This window comes from Vibrio ichthyoenteri ATCC 700023, assembly GCF_000222605.1.
In the GTDB taxonomy this organism is placed as follows: domain Bacteria; phylum Pseudomonadota; class Gammaproteobacteria; order Enterobacterales; family Vibrionaceae; genus Vibrio; species Vibrio ichthyoenteri.
Genome location: NZ_AFWF01000303.1, coordinates 1 through 16,851, shown reverse-complemented (window position 1 = coordinate 16,851; position 16,851 = coordinate 1). Strand labels below are relative to the sequence as shown.

Annotated in this window: 20 protein-coding genes; 14 read left to right on the top strand and 6 right to left on the bottom strand. The window is 42.0% G+C overall.

Features of this window, described 5'->3' with window-relative positions:
• Positions 1-8: 8 nt before the first annotated feature.
• Complete coding sequence (locus tag RH85_RS19905; protein ID WP_006714537.1) at positions 9-2,021, top strand: DNA topoisomerase III; 2,013 nt, start codon at positions 9-11, stop codon at positions 2,019-2,021.
• Positions 2,022-2,075: 54 nt separating this feature from the next.
• Here the strand turns inward: RH85_RS19905 and RH85_RS19900 are convergent, their stop codons facing one another.
• Positions 2,076-2,351 (bottom strand): HU family DNA-binding protein, encoded by a 276-nt coding sequence (locus RH85_RS19900; RefSeq protein WP_006714536.1) that lies wholly within the window; start codon positions 2,349-2,351, stop codon positions 2,076-2,078.
• Between the two features lie 459 nt (positions 2,352-2,810).
• Here RH85_RS19900 and RH85_RS19895 point away from each other — a divergent pair, with 459 nt between their 5' ends.
• From RH85_RS19895 to RH85_RS19845, 11 genes are all read left to right on the top strand, one after another.
• On the top strand, positions 2,811-3,389 hold the full coding sequence (locus RH85_RS19895) for an OmpA family protein (protein ID WP_006714534.1): 579 nt from the start codon (positions 2,811-2,813) through the stop codon (positions 3,387-3,389).
• A 26-nt stretch (positions 3,390-3,415) separates the two neighbouring features.
• The gene (locus RH85_RS19890) at positions 3,416-4,225 is read left to right on the top strand and encodes a porin family protein (protein WP_006714533.1); all 810 of its coding nucleotides are present in this window, start codon (positions 3,416-3,418) and stop codon (positions 4,223-4,225) included.
• Between the two features lie 72 nt (positions 4,226-4,297).
• On the top strand, positions 4,298-4,732 hold the full coding sequence (locus RH85_RS19885) for a hypothetical protein (protein WP_006714532.1): 435 nt from the start codon (positions 4,298-4,300) through the stop codon (positions 4,730-4,732).
• 34 nt (positions 4,733-4,766) lie between these two features.
• Complete coding sequence (locus RH85_RS19880; RefSeq protein ID WP_006714531.1) at positions 4,767-5,123, top strand: plasmid mobilization protein; 357 nt, start codon at positions 4,767-4,769, stop codon at positions 5,121-5,123.
• On the top strand, positions 5,113-8,445 hold the full coding sequence (locus RH85_RS19875; RefSeq protein WP_006714530.1) for an LPD7 domain-containing protein: 3,333 nt from the start codon (positions 5,113-5,115) through the stop codon (positions 8,443-8,445). Before RH85_RS19880 ends, RH85_RS19875 begins: the two co-directional genes overlap by 11 nt.
• Positions 8,446-8,784: 339 nt before the next feature.
• Positions 8,785-9,303, top strand: coding sequence for a hypothetical protein (locus RH85_RS19870; protein WP_006714529.1), 519 nt, complete (start codon positions 8,785-8,787; stop codon positions 9,301-9,303).
• 7 nt (positions 9,304-9,310) lie between these two features.
• Complete coding sequence (gene stbB, locus RH85_RS19865) at positions 9,311-10,003, top strand: StbB family protein (protein ID WP_006714528.1); 693 nt, start codon at positions 9,311-9,313, stop codon at positions 10,001-10,003.
• A gap of 24 nt (positions 10,004-10,027) precedes the next feature.
• Positions 10,028-10,273 (top strand): hypothetical protein, encoded by a 246-nt coding sequence (locus tag RH85_RS19860; RefSeq protein ID WP_006714527.1) that lies wholly within the window; start codon positions 10,028-10,030, stop codon positions 10,271-10,273.
• Between the two features lie 110 nt (positions 10,274-10,383).
• On the top strand, positions 10,384-10,785 hold the full coding sequence (locus RH85_RS19855; RefSeq protein ID WP_039949456.1) for a hypothetical protein: 402 nt from the start codon (positions 10,384-10,386) through the stop codon (positions 10,783-10,785).
• Between the two features lie 15 nt (positions 10,786-10,800).
• On the top strand, positions 10,801-11,535 hold the full coding sequence (gene virB5, locus RH85_RS19850) for a P-type DNA transfer protein VirB5 (RefSeq protein WP_006714525.1): 735 nt from the start codon (positions 10,801-10,803) through the stop codon (positions 11,533-11,535).
• A gap of 2 nt (positions 11,536-11,537) precedes the next feature.
• Positions 11,538-12,584, top strand: coding sequence for a TrbL/VirB6 family protein (locus tag RH85_RS19845; protein ID WP_006714524.1), 1,047 nt, complete (start codon positions 11,538-11,540; stop codon positions 12,582-12,584).
• Positions 12,585-12,618: 34 nt separating this feature from the next.
• On the opposite strand, the gene RH85_RS19840 is transcribed toward RH85_RS19845, so the two are convergent.
• Positions 12,619-12,921, bottom strand: a complete 303-nt coding sequence (locus RH85_RS19840; RefSeq protein WP_006714523.1) for a hypothetical protein — start codon at positions 12,919-12,921, stop codon at positions 12,619-12,621.
• A gap of 181 nt (positions 12,922-13,102) precedes the next feature.
• On the opposite strand from RH85_RS19840, the gene RH85_RS19835 reads away from it, so the two are divergent.
• Positions 13,103-13,492, top strand: coding sequence for an H-NS family histone-like protein (locus RH85_RS19835; protein ID WP_006714522.1), 390 nt, complete (start codon positions 13,103-13,105; stop codon positions 13,490-13,492).
• Between the two features lie 47 nt (positions 13,493-13,539).
• Here RH85_RS19835 and RH85_RS19830 read toward each other — a convergent pair whose 3' ends face one another.
• The 3 genes from RH85_RS19830 to RH85_RS19820 all read right to left on the bottom strand — a co-directional run bounded on the left by RH85_RS19830 (position 13,540) and on the right by RH85_RS19820 (position 15,656).
• The gene (locus RH85_RS19830; protein WP_006714521.1) at positions 13,540-13,950 is read right to left on the bottom strand and encodes a hypothetical protein; all 411 of its coding nucleotides are present in this window, start codon (positions 13,948-13,950) and stop codon (positions 13,540-13,542) included.
• 33 nt (positions 13,951-13,983) lie between these two features.
• Positions 13,984-14,220 (bottom strand): hypothetical protein, encoded by a 237-nt coding sequence (locus RH85_RS19825; protein WP_006714520.1) that lies wholly within the window; start codon positions 14,218-14,220, stop codon positions 13,984-13,986.
• 452 nt (positions 14,221-14,672) lie between these two features.
• Entirely contained in the window at positions 14,673-15,656 is a 984-nt protein-coding gene (locus tag RH85_RS19820; protein ID WP_006714519.1) for an ArdC family protein, read from the bottom strand.
• 770 nt (positions 15,657-16,426) lie between these two features.
• Between RH85_RS19820 and RH85_RS19815 the strand changes: the two genes are divergently transcribed.
• Positions 16,427-16,585 carry a Hok/Gef family protein gene (locus RH85_RS19815; RefSeq protein WP_006714518.1) on the top strand — a complete coding sequence of 53 codons (159 nt, stop codon included), beginning with the start codon at positions 16,427-16,429 and terminating at the stop codon, positions 16,583-16,585.
• Between the two features lie 119 nt (positions 16,586-16,704).
• On the opposite strand, the gene RH85_RS23785 is transcribed toward RH85_RS19815, so the two are convergent.
• The coding region (locus RH85_RS23785; RefSeq protein ID WP_006714517.1) for a DUF4209 domain-containing protein at positions 16,705-16,851 on the bottom strand (147 nt) is incomplete at its 5' end.

Genomic DNA, 16,851 nt, shown 5'->3' with positions numbered 1-16,851 from the left:
CATTATATATGCGCTTATTCATCGCTGAAAAGCCATCATTAGGTCGTGCCATAACGGAAACTATCGGTACGAAAAAATCACACAAAGGCTACATCGAGTGTAGTAATGGTGACATTGTCACTTGGTGTATTGGTCACTTGCTCGAACAAGCAGAACCCGAAGACTACGACGAAAAATTAAAAGCATGGAGTCTCGATACTCTGCCAATTATCCCCAAAGAGTGGAAATACATCGCTAAGGAAGACACCCTAGACCAACTTGAAATTGTCCTTGATTGGATTGGTAAGTCTGACGTTATCGTTAATGCTGGCGACCCTGACCGTGAAGGGGCGTACCTCGTTAATGAAGTGCTTGAGTTTGCCAATATCTCTCAAGAAAAGTGGGGCAACGCTCAGCGCGTACTGATAAACGATTTAAACCCCAAAGCAATAGAGCTTGCGCTCGATGCCATTGAACCCAACAGCAAACACATGGCGAAATCGGATGCCGCCAAATGCCGCAGCCGCGCTGACTGGCTTATTGGTATGAATATTTCGCGCATTTGTACCATTTTGGGTAAGCGTCAAGGACACCCTAGCGTATTTTCCTTTGGTCGCGTACAAACCCCAACGTGTCAGTTGGTGGTTAAACGAGACTTGGAGATTGCCAATTTTAAGTCTGTGCCGTTCTTCGATGTGGATGCGCACTTTGAGCAAGACGGCATCGCCTTTAAAGCCAAATGGCAAATCCCTGAAAGCGTCAGTGAAGACAAACGTTGCCTTGAAAAAGCCACGGCGCAATCCATCATTGATTCTGTAGGCTCAGAAGCCGTTGTCTCCAGCTTTGAGACGAAACGAACCAAATCACAACCACCGCTGCCGTTCTCTTTGAAGACGCTGCAAGAGGCTATGTCTAGTCAATACGGATATGGCGCAAAACAAACCCTTGATATTGTTCAGTCTCTCTATGAGAAACACAAAATTGTTTCTTATCCTCGTACCGACCAACCGTATCTGTCAACGATCAAGCGCAGCGAGATTGATCTCATTTTGGCAAACCTCGAAGGGGTGAATAACAAAGAGTTAGCGCAATGGGCTACCGATGCCGATACTTCACTGGTCAGTCCGTGTTGGAACGACAAAAAGCTTGAAGGTAAAGCCCATACAGCAATCATCCCAACAACTCGTGCGCCTGATTTAGATGCACTTGATGATCCTGAGTTGAATGTTTTCCATGCGATTGCGAGTCGCTATTTAGCTCAGTTTTTCCCTGTTGCCGAAGATGACAAAACGGTGATCGAATTAAAAGCCGGTGCGCACGATTTTAAAACGACGGGAACAGTTGAAGTCATCAAGGGCTGGCGCATTGTGCTTGGTAAAAACAAAGAGTCAGATAACGATGAACAATCCTTACCTGCACTTAGTCAAGGTCAAACGGTCGACCTTGTAAAATCAGAGCTACTTGAGAAAAAAACCACACCACCCAAGCCATACACCGAAGGAACGCTCTTAACAGCGATGTGTAACATTGCCAAAGAAGTGGCCGACCCAACACTGAAAGCCAAGTTAAAAAAAACAGCGGGTCTTGGCACAGAAGCGACCCGGGCGGGAATGATTGAAACGCTGAAAGAACGGGGCTATTTAGAGACTAAAGGTAAAAACATCGTCAGTACGCCGCTTGGTCAAATGCTGATTTTAGGGCTACCTAACAAACTGCGTGACCCTGCTATGACTGCTATTTGGGAACAACAGCTTGATGTTGTCGAAAGCGGTGAATGTAGCCTTGACAAGTTTATGTCCGTCATGGAAAAAACCATCACTAGCCATGTTGATGATTTTAAATCGGGCAAGATGATTTTCAAACTACCTGAGTCCACCTTACCAAAATGTCCGAAAAAAGAGTGTGCTGGATTTGCACTTGAATACGAAGGCAAGAAAGGCAAAGCATTCAAGTGCAGTGTATGCGAAACCCGCTATAAATATGACAAAGGAAATGTGGGTAGCGAAATCAAGAAGATTAAAAAACTGGGCGAGTCAAAATAACCCGAAAAAAAAGCCCTGAAAATCAGAGCTTGAAAGTTGTGTGAAACGCATTAATTACGCATTCACCGCATCTTTTAATGCTTTACCCGCTTTAAATGCTGGCACTTTAGAGGCTGCAATTTGAAGTGGTTCACCTGTTTTTGGGTTGCGACCAGTACGTGCGGCACGTTCAGAAATTTTAAATGTGCCAAAGCCGACTAATGCTACTTCATCGCCTGTTTTCAACGATTCAGTAACAGCTTCTAGGATAGCGTCAACCGCACGAGTTGAATCCGCTTTTGATAAATCTGATTTTTCAGCAACGTATGCCGCTAATTCTGTCTTGTTCATTTTCGTATCCCCAAAAAAAAGGGGTTCTATCGAACCCACTTTAAATGACTGATGCTACTACTAAAAAAAGGGAACTATCTAGTAGAAACCAATGCACATTATCACAATATTTTAAAGACAGAAAACTATTTAAAAAGTAAAGCAGCAAAGCACAATACCACCAACAATCTACCTATTCAGATAGCAGATTTACTGTACTGATACTTTGCCCTTTGCATCGATATTACCCCACAGATTGCGTCGACAGAAATACGCCAATCACAAGCAAAATCGCAATCAATACCGCGACTTTTGTTTTGTGGTTTCGTGAGCCAAATTCTGCGCCGCAATGACAACACTCTTTTGATTTGTCCAAATAAAGCTCTCCGCACTCAGGACATTCATTCAATTTCAACTCGTCGTCTCTTTTGTTTAAAAAAGAAACGATTCTAAATCACTTACTTATATTAAGGAAATATTATGTATAAACATATTCTTACGGGAAGTTGCGCCCTTTTACTTTCGGCGTGTTCATCAGCACCAACACCAAAGCCAATCCACGGCGAAAACATCATGGTAAACCCTGAGCCTGTTGAACGCCCATCGGAACTATCGCAAGAAGTTGCGATGCTCTCTTTGGTGAATGCTCAACTAAATATCACCAACTCAAAGCTCGATGCGATTATGTCCGTCACTCCACCGCCGCCTGTTCCTCGCCAAGAGCAATATGACCGTTTTGTCATTCATTACGCATTTAATGACACGACAACCACCTTAAAAGAAATAGAACCGATTTTAGTTGCTGCTGAAAGTGCGTGTCGTATTGAAATCAACGGACGTACCGATGGATACGAACCTACGGAAATCGAAAAGCGTGTTGCTCACGCTCGCGCAAACAATATCCGCAACGAACTTGTAAAATATGGCTTTGAACCAACCATGATTTTTACTAGTTATTTACCATCTGGTGACTACGCGGGACGCAACTGGACGGATGAAGGTCGTGCTAAAAACCGCCGCGCAGAAATTGATGTGTTTACCGAGTGTGTAGACCAGTAAGAATCTTCCGATAAAGAGAACAAAAAATGAAAACATTTATTGCTGCCAGCGCGCTGCTCCTTTCGACCGCAGCATTGGCTGACGTTAACCCTGCGTTAACCTTAAAAGGCGGCTACCAATTTAGTACGGATATCCCCCTCGGTAATAGCTCACCTACTGGCGGTATTTGGGGGGTATCAGGAGAATTGTTATTGACTGACGCACTCGGCATTGAGCTTGGCTACCAGCACCACGGCAAACTCTCAGCCAATCAAATCAGTGTAGAAAACCAATTCATTGATAGTAAATTAACTTACCAATATCTAATTAATGAAGCGTTCTACACTTACGGAAAGCTCGGCGTTGCTTACTGGCAATCTGACAGAAGCGACAAAGGCGTAAATGAATCTTTTGATGGGTTTTCACCGATTTTCGAAGCAGGTTTAGGGTATTACTTTACACCGCATGTTCGAGCATCAATGGGCTATCAATACATCGGACAAATAGATAATGATGTATACGGCTCTTATGGTAGCCATAGCATCATGGTGAATCTGAGCTTCTTGTTTAAGCCCTATTATGCCCCTGCTAAAAATCCATCTATGCCCGTCGAATTACGGGCATTTTCTTTTGAGATCAAAAATGACAAAACCAGCCTGTCAGCCTCGCAGCTAAACGAACTTTTGTATCTCACTAATCACACTCCGTTTAAATCTATCGAGGTATCAAGTGCTAACGCTCTAGCCGTCTACGACGTAATTAAAATACTCAGTGAAAACGGCATTACACCATCAGCGTTAAAACCGATTTTAAACAGTCCTGACACGCACTCAGTGACCATCAAATTAATTCTGTAGGAGAGTTATTGCCTACTCAACTGAATGTTTTGCTCATTCACCTCCGATGCACTTAATTACAGAGTAAATTAAATGAAAAAAACACTTCTGATAAGCGGCTTTCTAATAAGCAGCTTAGGCTTGGCTGCGCCTAGTTATGCCGTTAATGAAAAAGATTGCGCAATTTGGCTTTGCTTGCCTCAAGGCTTCCCTAGCGGTTGTGGTGATGCAAAAAGCGCATTTAAAGACCGCCTCAAAAAGTTCAAACCACCCTTGCCTGATTTTGGTCAGTGCATCGTCAAAGATGCTCCCATTCAAGGTGCAACCATGACCTCACGCGAAACGCCAGCCGCCAGAATGCAAGACGGTTCATTCATTGATGGTCAAAAATGCGTTCGCTACGTGGATTCAGGCGGTCAAGACCACCAGTTGATTTGGGAACCAAAAGGTTGTGTCAGCACATGGTATTTCACCGAAACATTTATGGATGGGCAAAAGTACGGCAATAAGTATTACTACCAACGCTAACTACAGGATAAGCCACAGCAATGCGGCTTTTTTAATGCCGATGAGTCAAGAGAAAAAAAACTGCCGCATCATCTTTCGAGTCACTGCAAACGAAAAAGAAGCGTTTCAAACAAAGGTAAAAGAAGCAAACACCACTGAATCTGAATTACTGCGTGAGCGCGTATTGAACGATCAATACTACATCGTAGCTCGTGAACCTAAAGCCAGTCTTGATAAAAAGCATTTGCGAATGCTTTACAACAAAGCATCAAACAACCTCAACCAAATAGCACACCAGCTCAACAGTTACAACTTACAAGGCATGGTGACAAGACAATTGTTTGAAACCATCTCACTATCACTTACTCACATCAGAAACGATTTAAAGAAAGGGTTAGAGCATGTTGATTAGAGTAAAAGGCGGCAATGATGGGATACAAGAATACCTCGAACAAGGGGTAAAAAATGGACGGGAACTCTCGCGTGATGAGCTGGATGAACGAGTAATTTTAGACGGTGATTTAGACCTAGCCAATGATGTGATCCAGCAAATGGAAACCAAGGCACAACGTTATTTGCATATCACGTTATCGTTTAAAGAAGATCACCTTGACCGAGAAACACTTAAAGCGATCACCTATGAATTTAAAGCGTTTGCCATGAAAGCGTATCACGAAGATGAATACACTTTTTATGCCGAAGCGCACTTACCTAAAGTCAAAACCTACACCGACCGTTCAACGGGTCAGGAGATAGAGCGAAAACCGCATATCCACGTAGTGATCCCACAAACCAATTTGGTGACGGGAAAGCGTATAGAGCCATTTGGGAAAACAGATCTTCATAAGAATCATATTGACTCTTTTCAAGAGGTCATAAATGAAAAATACGGACTCGCCAGCCCAAAGCAACATGTACGAACAGAGCTTGTTGATGGGGCATCATTAGTCAGTCGCCACAAGGGGGACTTATTTCCAACGCTCAATCGTGAGCACAAAGAACGAGCCTTAGAGGTCTTACTTAATCACGACATAAAAAGCATGGCAGAATTTGCAGACAAACTCAAAGAGTCAGGCTATCGCGTCACCACGCGCCTTGAAAGGCAACCCAATGAATATTTGAACATTCGAGCCAAAGGCGAGAAAAAGGGCATCAACCTCAAAGAGCCAGTCTTTCTCACTCCGTTTGTCTCAATGACACAAGCGCAAAAACATCAAAACTTAAACCATGATGAATCAACCTACTGGCAAGAAGGTTTAAGTGAATACCAAGCCAGCCCCAAACACCATCAGGACTTAGCGCACTGGAATGAAACGCGATGTTATGAACTGCGATACCTCCATTTTGGCAATCGCCATAAATACAAAGCAATGACACCAGAGCAACAACAAGAATTTTTATCCCAAAAAAGGAATGCAACCGATGAGCAATTTAGACAACCAGAGCTTCCAAGACCAAGTATTGAGTCAATTGGACGAACTATCGAAAAAAGTCGAGATGCTTTGCACTCAGCAGAGCGACATTTGCGTGATGCTCAACGAAGTCGTGGGGGTATTGAATCAGGAGGCAGAAATTTCGTTAATCGACGAGCTGCAAGAGCTGCTATTACCTATCTCAAACGACACGCAAGAAATCAAAGCCCTACTCTCACCCAACGCGCAGCAAGCAACGCACTAGACCAAATCCTGTATGACCATCAGCAGCGGATATTGCCTGAGATAAAACAGATACAGAAGGTGATAGAAGCAAAGGCTTTACTTACCTCGCTAGAGCGCACACACGGCTTAAATGCCAACAAGTATGCAGTGACAACGGCAAAGGACGGAACACCTCGTATCACTTGCGGAAATCGCAATCTCAACGCCAGCGACTTCTTAACCAAAGAGATGCACTTATCTTGGCATGAAGCCAAAAAGTACCTTGAAGATGAATACTTGCACCAACAAGGTATTGACCCACGTAGAGCCATTACTGATAAGCCAGAGCCAAACCTCATCCGTGCCGCATGGCGTAGTCAGCTGAGCATCGAGCGCGATACCAGAGCGCAATACCTTGCTGAGTATCGCATCGAAAAACAAGCCATTAAAGCCGACCCAACACTGAGCAAAGAGGAGCAGAAAATCGCCCTTTCTATCGCTCAGATGAACAAGGTCATTTTTGATATGCAGTTTAAGCAAGCCAGCCGACAGGCGCGTGACGCATTAAAACAGCATAGCCATTTAACCAAGGAAACAAGCCTTATGAGAGAAGAACTAGGAACGGTAGTAAGTCACGGTGAAGCGCACTACCAACACAACAAAAAGAATGAAAAAAGCTACGTTGTCACACTAGACAATAACGGTATGACCCGTGAATTATGGGGCAAAGACCTTGCCCGTGCGATGAAGGAAAATGCTATTCAAGTAGGTGACAAAATCAAGCTCACTCAAGCAGGGCAGAAAGATGTGGTAGTCACGACGAAACAACAACAGCCTGACGGCTCAATTAAGCGTGAAAACATCGAGGCACTGCGCAATGAGTGGCAAGTGACTAAAGCTACCGACCAAGAACTTAAAACAAAAGCTATTCAAGATTTCCATAAAGCAGCCAATGCCTTGACCAAAGAGATACAAAGCGCGTCAACCGATGGACGTAAAACAAACCAGATGAGTGACTTACTCACCTCAGCAGAAGGATTGGGCGCAACCGCGCATAAGCTCGGTATTACTGAAAATCCATTTAAACAAACGAATACGCCATTGGAAAAAGTGTTTAATGAAGGTTATCAATCAGAGCAAACAGCTCAGGCATTAAATAATGACAACAGTTACGAAGCTTGGAGAAAAGAACAAGTTAATCCAATTAAAGCCGAAACCACATCATCACCGAAACAAAAAGAACCAGAGCAAGGCACAACGGCATTTTACGATAAACATACCGAAGCCAGCAGAATATTAATCCATTATCCAAAACTAAAAGAACTCGGCATTAACGCAAACTCAATTACTAAAACAGAGAAAGTCGATAGAATAGAATTCAATGGCAAACAATTAACAGCCAGTCAATTATTAAAAGAAACACACCAATTAAAACCCAAAGAAATTAACGAATCTTTAAAACAGATACACACAGCTCAAGAAAAAGATAAACAACGTATCCTTGACTATAAAAATAAGTTCATGCAGACGCAACGAAAAACCATTACAGAAATGGAAGTGGAAAAGAACAATAAATCTGCACCAGAAAAAACCAAAGCAACATCTAAAGGTCAACATCAAGACTCAGTTATTGAACCTAAAGATAAAAGCGCAAAAGAATACAAACCATTACCAGCAAAAGATATGGGTGACAACATCACTCACGAAACAAACAAGCAAGGTCATGTAACGTATTACTTAGGGAAAGATAAATTAGTTACCGACCGTGGTAAAGATGTGAAGATAGAAAACAATAGTGACAAAGCCGTTGAAATAGGCTTGCGATTATCTATCGAGAAATACGGTAAACATTTAGATGTGCGAGGTACACAAGAGTACAAGACACAATTAATTGACGTTGCCGTTAAGAATAAACTTGATATTACCTTTACCGATAAAGCAATGAATGAGCAATTTGCACAGCGCAAACTCGAATTTGAAAAAGGCGAAAATATTATTGCCAAAGCGGAATCGAAACATAAGGAAAATAATCCATCCCAAGAGCAACAGCAACAAACAACACAACAAAAACAACCAGCAAAAGGCTGGGACAGATAGGCAGAGAAGACGCAGCGCGTCCCCTTTAGGGTGGGGCGAAAATGATCACATTTTTGGGCGAGTTCGGCGCAGGGCGTGGCGGGTTTCAAAGGGGCTACCCTTTGGCACTGGCATGTATAAATTGATACGGAGTAGAAATTGTCATACATGCCCATCGTGCCTGTGTTTGAAATCAGGGTACACAAAGAGTACAACTTGGGTACAAGGTGAGTACAGAAGAAGTACAAGAAAGGTACACCAGAGTACAACTAGGTACAAAAAAGGTACGTTTCGGGTACAACAGAAGTACAGCAGAGGTACACCTGTAGTACAAAAAACTATCGAGCTAAATAAACAGCTATGACAAGTCACCTACAAGGCTTAAATCAGCTCAAAGAAGCTCTATTAGCCTACAGTGAGATTCACTCACGAAAATCCAAATCAAAAAAAATACAACTCCTATATGAAACAATAGAAACCGTTATTGATGATGGTCTTTCTATAGATCATGTGGTCAGTTTTTTAAATCAAAACGATATTCCAGTAACAAAAAACACTTTGAAAGTTAATTTGTACAGAATAAGAAAAGAACAAGGTGGAAAACCAACTAATAAACTAGAAATAGAAACAAAGCCAATATCATCATCGGTTATCTCAACTGATAACAACCCATCATCAAAAGAAGTTCAACCAGAAACATTACACGGCGAAGAAGAACTTCAAAAAATGTTAGACGAATATTACGCAGCAAGCGGATTAGAAAACCGTTATGCAGTATTAGGTGGCAACGTGAAAGATTTAGAAGGTAAAAGCACTTCTGACAAACGACAATTAGTCACCAATTTAAAATTAAGAATCACTCAAAGAATAAGAGGATAGAAATATAATGAAAATCTGTGTTATTAACTTTTCTGGCAATGTTGGTAAATCTGTCGTTTCTCAGCATCTACTTAAACCACGATTAGAAAGCAGCGAAATCATTTCCGTTGAATCCATTAATAGTGATGGTACGAACGACGAAAAGATTAAAGGTAAACGTTTCACTGAAATCATTAAACGTGTTCTTGAAAAAGAGAATATCATCGTTGATGTGGGCGCCTCGAACGTTGAAGATTTTCTTGTACAGATGAAAAAATCCATCGGGAGCCAAGAAGATTTTGATTATTTTGTCGTGCCGACAATATTTAAAAACAAGCAGATTATCGATACGGTAGCCACTATCGAAGCATTAGAAGAAATCGGCATTGAAAAAGAACGCATTCGCGTTATTTTCAATATGATTGATGAAGATATTAATATCAAACATGATTTTAAAACCGTTTTCGATTGCAAAAATCTCGCCACCGTTTCAGAAAATATCTGCATCCACGAAAACGAGTTATTTAACAGGCTAAATGAAATCTCAGATTTTATTTCGATTGAAGAACTCGCCAGTGATGAAACTGACTACAAAGCCTTAATCCAAACAACAGAAGACAAACAACATCGCTCAGAGCTTATCACTAAGCTGGGGCTTAAACGTCTTGCGATTGGTGTTGAGCGAATGCTCGACAACACATTTAAACACCTATTCAAATAATCACTCTCATAAGGAAACCAGACCATGAGTAACAGACCTATCGACAAAGGACGTGTGTGCATCATTGCAGAACGCTACCCAAGCAACCAACTCGGTGAAGACAACCAGCCAAAAATGAAAAACCGTTACGCGACCATTGGACGCGCAACCCTTTGGCAAAACAAACCTAACTCAACCATGCCAAACGTTGAGATTGAAATCGACACCATGCCACTTGGGGCAACCGCACCACTAAAAGCGTTTGTCTTTTGGGACAGCGAACAATCGTAACCACGTTGCACACATACCCACCGATGAAAGGGAGCTTGTTTAAGGCTCCCTTTTTTCATCCGTGGATATATGCACAACCACTTTGACACCACCATATCGAGAGATGATGTATGTCAGAACATAACACCAGAGATTTAAGAGAAGTCTATCTCAGAGAAATGCTTGGAGAAGTCTTACTTCTCAATCAAGAACTCAAAGAATTGCGCGATGAAACCACCATGCGCATTGGTATCACTCAAGACATGATTGATACACACCTTACTCAAGGGCGTGAAGCACTCAACCAATACATACACGCGGCTAACGCCCATTTTAACGCCAAGAAAGGCGAACTTGCCGACATTGCTCAAAACGAACTAAAAAACGCTCTAATCGACGCTCACAGGCAAATGGCGGTACTTAATCCTCCAAAGGCGGGGTTAAATACCCTTTTGACCTGCGCGTTAATTTCAGCCTTTACAGGCGCGTTTATCGGTATCACTGGCGCACTGCTCTTTCTTCACTTTGCCTAGTAGGAATTTACTTACATGAAAAAAAGATTATTAGTCGCTGCGCTCACCGTAGCTTGTGTCTCACCACTTCAAGCAGGTATCCCCGTTAGCGTTATTGTTGACGCAACAGCAACACAAAACCAATTTGTGAACTACGCACAAGCATTAAAAGAGTACGCCACCATTCTTGACCAGCTTTCCAACATGCGTGACCAATTAAGACAAGCTGAACAGGACTACCTATCAACAACTGGATCTCGAAATCTCGGTGACATTCTCAATGACCCCGCGTTTCGAGAATACCTACCCAATAACTGGGAACGTATCTACTCCGATATTAGAACGGGCGGCTATAACGGCTTATCAGGCTCAGCAAAAGCCCTAAGAGATGCCAGCAAAATCTATGATGCCTGTGCCAGCGGCTACGCAACTGAAACAGAAAAACAAATCTGTAATGCCACTGCCGTTAAGCCAGCTCAAGACCAAGCCTTTGCCATTGACGCTTACGAGAAATCCAATCAACGCACCGCGCAAATCGAAAGCCTAATGCGTGAAATCAATCGCACCAATGACCCTAAATCAATTGCAGAGCTAAACGCTCGAATACAAGCAGAACAAGCCATGCTCATCAACGAACAAACCAAACTCGCCATGTACCAAGCCACTGCGCAAGCTGAGGCTGACATATTGCGACAACAAGAAACTGAATATCAAAAGAAAATGATTAATTCACGTCACTTTAGTAACCGTCTAACACCTGTGGAGTTTTAATCATGGATGAAATTGCCATTTTTCAATTTATCGGTATGTCGATCGACAATGCCACACAAAGTTTTCTCATCAACGGGGTGAAAAATATCATCAACTCGTTTGAGGGGATCATGCTGATTGCCGTCACCCTATTTATCATGGTGCGCGGTTACTTGATTATGGAGGGTAAGATTGAAGCTCCGATGGAAGACTTTGTGCATCACTGCGTGGTTATCTTCTGCATTTTCGGGTTGGCATGGAGTGCGCCTACCTACACAAAATACATTGTTGAAGGGGTTGAGGCTTTATCTACAGGCATGGCAAACAGCATTTTGCCTAATTCGGGAGGTAACAAAGACCCTCTCGCGGCTCTCGATGCGCTTCTTAAAATGGGTATTGAACAGATTATCTTTTGTTGGAATAAGGTGGGCTATACACCTTCTTCATGGCAATGGATTTTATTGTTGATTGTGATTGGTGGAGGAATATTAGCCTTAACACTTATTTCAGCTCTTATCATTATCGGCACTAAGTTCATGCTCGCCCTGCTGCTGATTATTGGACCACTATTTTTTGTCGCCTTTTGTTTCCCTGTGACAAAGAAATTCTTTGAAAGTTGGCTTGCTAAGGTGCTCGAAAATATCTTAGTTCAATTTTTCGGGGTATCGGTCATTTTTATGGCGATAGAAATCATTGAATCATTTTTAAAAGCAAATAACATGACTGATAATGCAGCCCTTAACCCAATTTCTGTGGGTATGCAGATAGCGGTCGTGTGCGCTATTTTATTTTTTGTCATTAGACAAATCCCAAATCTTGCTGGCTCGCTCTCTGGTGGTTTTGCATCTCAAAACTTAACAGCAAAAGACTTTAAAAATTTAGTCCCTAGACGAAATCAAGAACAACAAAAGAATCAAGACAAAGCCAACGCTCAACGTAGCAGTGATGGATGGGATAACAGCAATAACATTCGTTCTGGTAACAATGGGCGCAATAACTCAACTGGAGCAAACCGGGATATGCTTGAACGCATTAAAGAACACAACCAAAGAATGAATCAGCAAGATTAACACCTATAAAAAGCCCTGATAATCAGGGCTTTTTTTATTTATAGTCTAATGATTTATCGGCAAAAAAATCATACTCCACTTCATGGGAACATAACTGTCTTGCTTTCGCCCAATCACTACCTTCTTTAATATCCATTAAAACCAATTTTTTCTGCTTTAATGCTGCGCTATAAAAACGATTAATTTTTTGGCAATTTTCAAGCGTGGTGTTGTTCATGGCTTTTTCATAGAGTTCAGCGTGATACGCTTTAACCTCACCTTTGCTCATGTCTTGAATATCTTTTGCTGAGGCATTAAATGCCAGCATAACCAACGGGATCAAAAGAAACTTTTTCATTATTTTTATTCCTATCATTTCAATACGTTAATTTTACTATCAAGCTCTAACCATCACAACAAAAAGCCAAAAACTCAGGCTAAAACATTGCGATCATGTCGATAAGAATTATTATCAAAGTATTGATAATTCATTTACTTCCCCCATATCGGTAATTCATCCAAAATAAGGAAAATACACTGTGTCAGATTTAGCAAGCATCCTTTTAAATATCCGTTCTCTACGTGCGTTTTCTCGTGAGCTAACCCTAGAACAACTTCAAGACGCTTTAGCAAAATTAACGAAAGTGACCGATGAACGCCAAACAGAAGAACTTGAGTTAATGGCAGAACGTGAAGAAAAAGAAGCAAAACTAAAAGAGATCGCAGACTCTCTCAAAAAAGATGGCATTGTTCTAAATGACCTCATAGCTGCTTTAGAAAAGCAACCATCTAAAGCGAAAACAAAACGCGCCCCGCGTCCTGCCAAATACCGTTACACTGACGAAAAAGGCAATGAGAAAACTTGGACAGGACAAGGACGCACCCCGTCAGCTCTGGTAGACAAAAACCTAGATGACTTTTTAATCTAAAACATTACAGCCCGTTATGCTTTAGCGCAACGGGCTACTACAAATTATCACTTAGCGACAACTAATTGCATCAAGCCAGCTTTTGTTGCCAAAACGACCCAATTTGATTTGTTTATATCTCTGCCATTATCGCTCTTTATCCAATAGTTAATTAACCTATTGCTACCCGTTGTCGAAATACCAAGCATTTTACTAATATTATCTTTCGTCCAATCAGGGTTTAACTCTAATAATAACTCTATCGTTTTTGCCACTATGATTTTGTCAGGCATTACAAACGCGGGATCGTCAGGTTGAAGAAAACAAGGCAAAGACAAATCAATCCCTTTATGATTACAAATCAAGATATGTCTTACATGACGTAGTGCCGATTCTTCTAAATCTTTCTTTCTCTTTTCAAACAAATCGCTGAAAACTGGATCATCCAGTTTCTCAATTGAATAGTATTCTAACTTCATAGTGAATATGCCGCACTTTAGTGCGGCATCCTCTTAAATATTGATGTTTCTTAAATCTTCAAACGATTTGCAGTGTTCAAAAGCCCTTCTATCATTCGCAGCTTCAAGAAACAATAAAACATGTTGAACGTATCTCGTTGATGAATACTCGCCCTTCACGGCTAGGGGAATATAATTAATATTATATTCTCTCGTAATCATTTTTGTTTCGGGATCAAAGTAAAAATCTGCTGAATCAACCACTTCTATAATTCGTTCATCGAATCGCATTGTAAATCTCCGTACTGATTGGTCAATATGACTCATCTTCTCTGTACTCTCTTATTATACTGAATTACTGTTCTCTTTGAAAGACTTTAGTTACCTTTTGTTCTTTTTCTTTAATTAAAATGAGTCGCTATGCGACGAATACCAGAACGCGCTTGCGTAGCAAGTAAGACGCTGACTCTCCAAACACTCACTACTTGAAAAAATCTGCACCCTATCAACAATAACCAATACCCCTCACCCTGCTAGACCTTCTTTTCTCAACTAGGAACGCGCGCATCATGGGTAATAGTCGGACGACAAAGAAAGACGCAGCGAACGCCCTCGCACTTATCCACATTCGGAAGACAGGAGACCCCTACTCTCGATCTCCTGCCGATTGTGGGTAAGTGCGAGTTTGTGGGCGAGCCGTTAGGCTCGCTCGCAAAAAAACCAGCCCGAAGGCTGGAATTGCATTAACCGATGAGATATTGATGCGCTTTGCTTGCGAGGCTGGCAGCCTTGAAGATGAATTTTTTGTCACTGTTTAACTTGCTTAACCATCCTGCAATGTAGCTTTCGTGTTGAACCTCGCCAGTGATCCCAAGGTCAGCACAGCAGAACGCTGCGCCTAATTCCGCTACCAGTTCTTCAAATGCGTAATCTTTAGAACCAAAGCTATTTTTTAGATCTCGGTCTAAACGGCTGCTATGACCTGTTGCGTGTACTAGCTCATGCCATGCTGTCGCGTAGTAATCACTTGATGATTGAAAACGGTCTTTTTCTGGCATAGTGATTTGATCGTGACTTGGTGAGTAAAAAGCGCGAACGCCGCAATGTTTAATAGTGATATTCGTTTTAGCGATCGCATCCTCTACATGCTCCAACACTTCAAAATCATACTTGATACGAGTTTCGTTAACGCTTACGGCTGGCTTTTCGATGTTCTCGATTTGATCGAGGTTGAACACAACAAAGGTTTTAAGCATTGGGATCGTTTCTTTCTCGCCGTCTTCGTTCTCTTTCTCCCACATCTTGTAGTACACAATCGCCGTTCCTTTCTGACCTTTGATCACGTTACCGCCTAGCTCAGCAGCTTGCTTGTAAGTCAGCCAGTAAGGGCTAGAAAAACCTTTCTCAACCGTTTCAGACCAAAGCAAAAGAATGTTGATACCTGAGTAAGTCGATTTCGTCTTAAAGTTCATTGGTAGCATTGAGCATTCATTTGTTCTATCCCAAGGACACGCCCACGGTTTCACACCACTTTCTAGGGCAGCAATCACGCGGTCGGTTACGATTTGGTGAATGTCTTTAGCAACCTTAACCACTTTACGCTTTTTGCTCGCTTTGCGAGCTTTACCCATTTCATTTTTGGATGAGCCTGACTGCTCCAGCGGGGATACGCTGGTCGCCTTTGGCTGATTAGAGATTGTTGAGTGGATTGCGTTTGAGTAAGTCATGGCAGAGTTTCCTAAGTTAGTGAATTTTTCATCTTCGTTGTCGCCTGACTGTCTACTCCTCAAACATGGTTCTAATCTGCAAGGGCGCGGAGCGTTTATATACCCTTGAAGATTAGGTTCTGATTTGAGGATAGTTACAGGAAGTTGCGAGAACGTAGGGCAAAAATCACTTAGGAAACTCAATGACTTGCGAGGACGTTAGCCACGATTACAAGCTCTTATCAGGCAATGGTGAAATTCTTTGTGAGCATTGCGCAGTAATGCGAATGCTTTTGCGGAGCACGTCGCTTCAGACGCATAGCGTAGTTGCGTTATGGGATTGGGTGACAGGAACTTAAACGAAAAGAGACGGCTAATACCAAGTGAAGCATGAACCTGGTATTAGCCAGCTCGTCTTGAGTTAAGTTATCGGCACGAGGAGTGCAGCGACGAAAAGCCCGACCGCTTGCGGTAACGCCCATAGTCAAACTGTATTAACAAAGTATGTTTCATTTCACACATAGCAACGAACGTTGAGCGCAAAGATACTTTATTGACACACTTCAAGAGCAATATTTACAAGGAGGAACAAAAAGATAGAGGGATAAGCAGAAAGGCTTTAGAATAGCGTTGGGTGCTCTTGGTTTTCTGCCATGAGCATTTCACTTGAGTATATTTGCAAGTGGCAGATAGACAAAAGCCCCGAAAGTTAATGTTATTAACCAACGAGGCCAAGTCATGAATCTGAACAGTTCTGATTATAGCCTCTTCACTGTAGGAGGCAATGAAAAATGCCAAAAAGTAAAACCGCCCTAGAGGGATTAGTGGTGATTTGTATCACTGTGTTAGTAGGACTATGGATAGTACGTGATTCACTTTGTGAAGTACGGTACAAGGACGCACACACTGACTTTCTGGCACGCTTCGTTGTCTACGAAATGGTGAAGTAAGCTGGACAGGGAGAGAGTGACAGGAAGCTCTCTCCCTGATTCAGTCTTGTTATGATACAGACCAACGAGCACCCATTGTAATTGGTTGCCATTTTATGGAGTGTGGGCTTGGGAGCGAATTAATTTTGTTTAGTGAATTTTGGATCTGTGTAAATGATTACCCATTTTAAGCAGAACCACCATACATAGATTGAGGCATAAGATTCTGTGGTAGAGTCGTCCAGCAGACCGTGAGCAACTTTGTTTCGAAAGTTATAGCCATTAAC

Excerpts from the sequence above, each read along its gene's own strand:
- RH85_RS19905 (WP_006714537.1), top strand. The coding sequence starts at position 9 with ATGCGCTTATTCATCGCTGAAAAGCCATCATTAGGTCGTGCCATAACG.
- RH85_RS19900 (WP_006714536.1), bottom strand. The coding sequence starts at position 2,351 with ATGAACAAGACAGAATTAGCGGCATACGTTGCTGAAAAATCAGATTTA.
- RH85_RS19895 (WP_006714534.1), top strand. The coding sequence starts at position 2,811 with ATGTATAAACATATTCTTACGGGAAGTTGCGCCCTTTTACTTTCGGCG.
- RH85_RS19890 (WP_006714533.1), top strand. The coding sequence starts at position 3,416 with ATGAAAACATTTATTGCTGCCAGCGCGCTGCTCCTTTCGACCGCAGCA.
- RH85_RS19885 (WP_006714532.1), top strand. The coding sequence starts at position 4,298 with ATGAAAAAAACACTTCTGATAAGCGGCTTTCTAATAAGCAGCTTAGGC.
- RH85_RS19880 (WP_006714531.1), top strand. The coding sequence starts at position 4,767 with ATGCCGATGAGTCAAGAGAAAAAAAACTGCCGCATCATCTTTCGAGTC.
- RH85_RS19875 (WP_006714530.1), top strand. The coding sequence starts at position 5,113 with ATGTTGATTAGAGTAAAAGGCGGCAATGATGGGATACAAGAATACCTC.
- RH85_RS19870 (WP_006714529.1), top strand. The coding sequence starts at position 8,785 with ATGACAAGTCACCTACAAGGCTTAAATCAGCTCAAAGAAGCTCTATTA.
- stbB (WP_006714528.1), top strand. The coding sequence starts at position 9,311 with ATGAAAATCTGTGTTATTAACTTTTCTGGCAATGTTGGTAAATCTGTC.
- RH85_RS19860 (WP_006714527.1), top strand. The coding sequence starts at position 10,028 with ATGAGTAACAGACCTATCGACAAAGGACGTGTGTGCATCATTGCAGAA.
- RH85_RS19855 (WP_039949456.1), top strand. The coding sequence starts at position 10,384 with ATGTCAGAACATAACACCAGAGATTTAAGAGAAGTCTATCTCAGAGAA.
- virB5 (WP_006714525.1), top strand. The coding sequence starts at position 10,801 with ATGAAAAAAAGATTATTAGTCGCTGCGCTCACCGTAGCTTGTGTCTCA.
- RH85_RS19845 (WP_006714524.1), top strand. The coding sequence starts at position 11,538 with ATGGATGAAATTGCCATTTTTCAATTTATCGGTATGTCGATCGACAAT.
- RH85_RS19840 (WP_006714523.1), bottom strand. The coding sequence starts at position 12,921 with ATGAAAAAGTTTCTTTTGATCCCGTTGGTTATGCTGGCATTTAATGCC.
- RH85_RS19830 (WP_006714521.1), bottom strand. The coding sequence starts at position 13,950 with ATGAAGTTAGAATACTATTCAATTGAGAAACTGGATGATCCAGTTTTC.
- RH85_RS19825 (WP_006714520.1), bottom strand. The coding sequence starts at position 14,220 with ATGCGATTCGATGAACGAATTATAGAAGTGGTTGATTCAGCAGATTTT.
- RH85_RS19820 (WP_006714519.1), bottom strand. The coding sequence starts at position 15,656 with ATGACTTACTCAAACGCAATCCACTCAACAATCTCTAATCAGCCAAAG.
- RH85_RS19815 (WP_006714518.1), top strand. The coding sequence starts at position 16,427 with ATGCCAAAAAGTAAAACCGCCCTAGAGGGATTAGTGGTGATTTGTATC.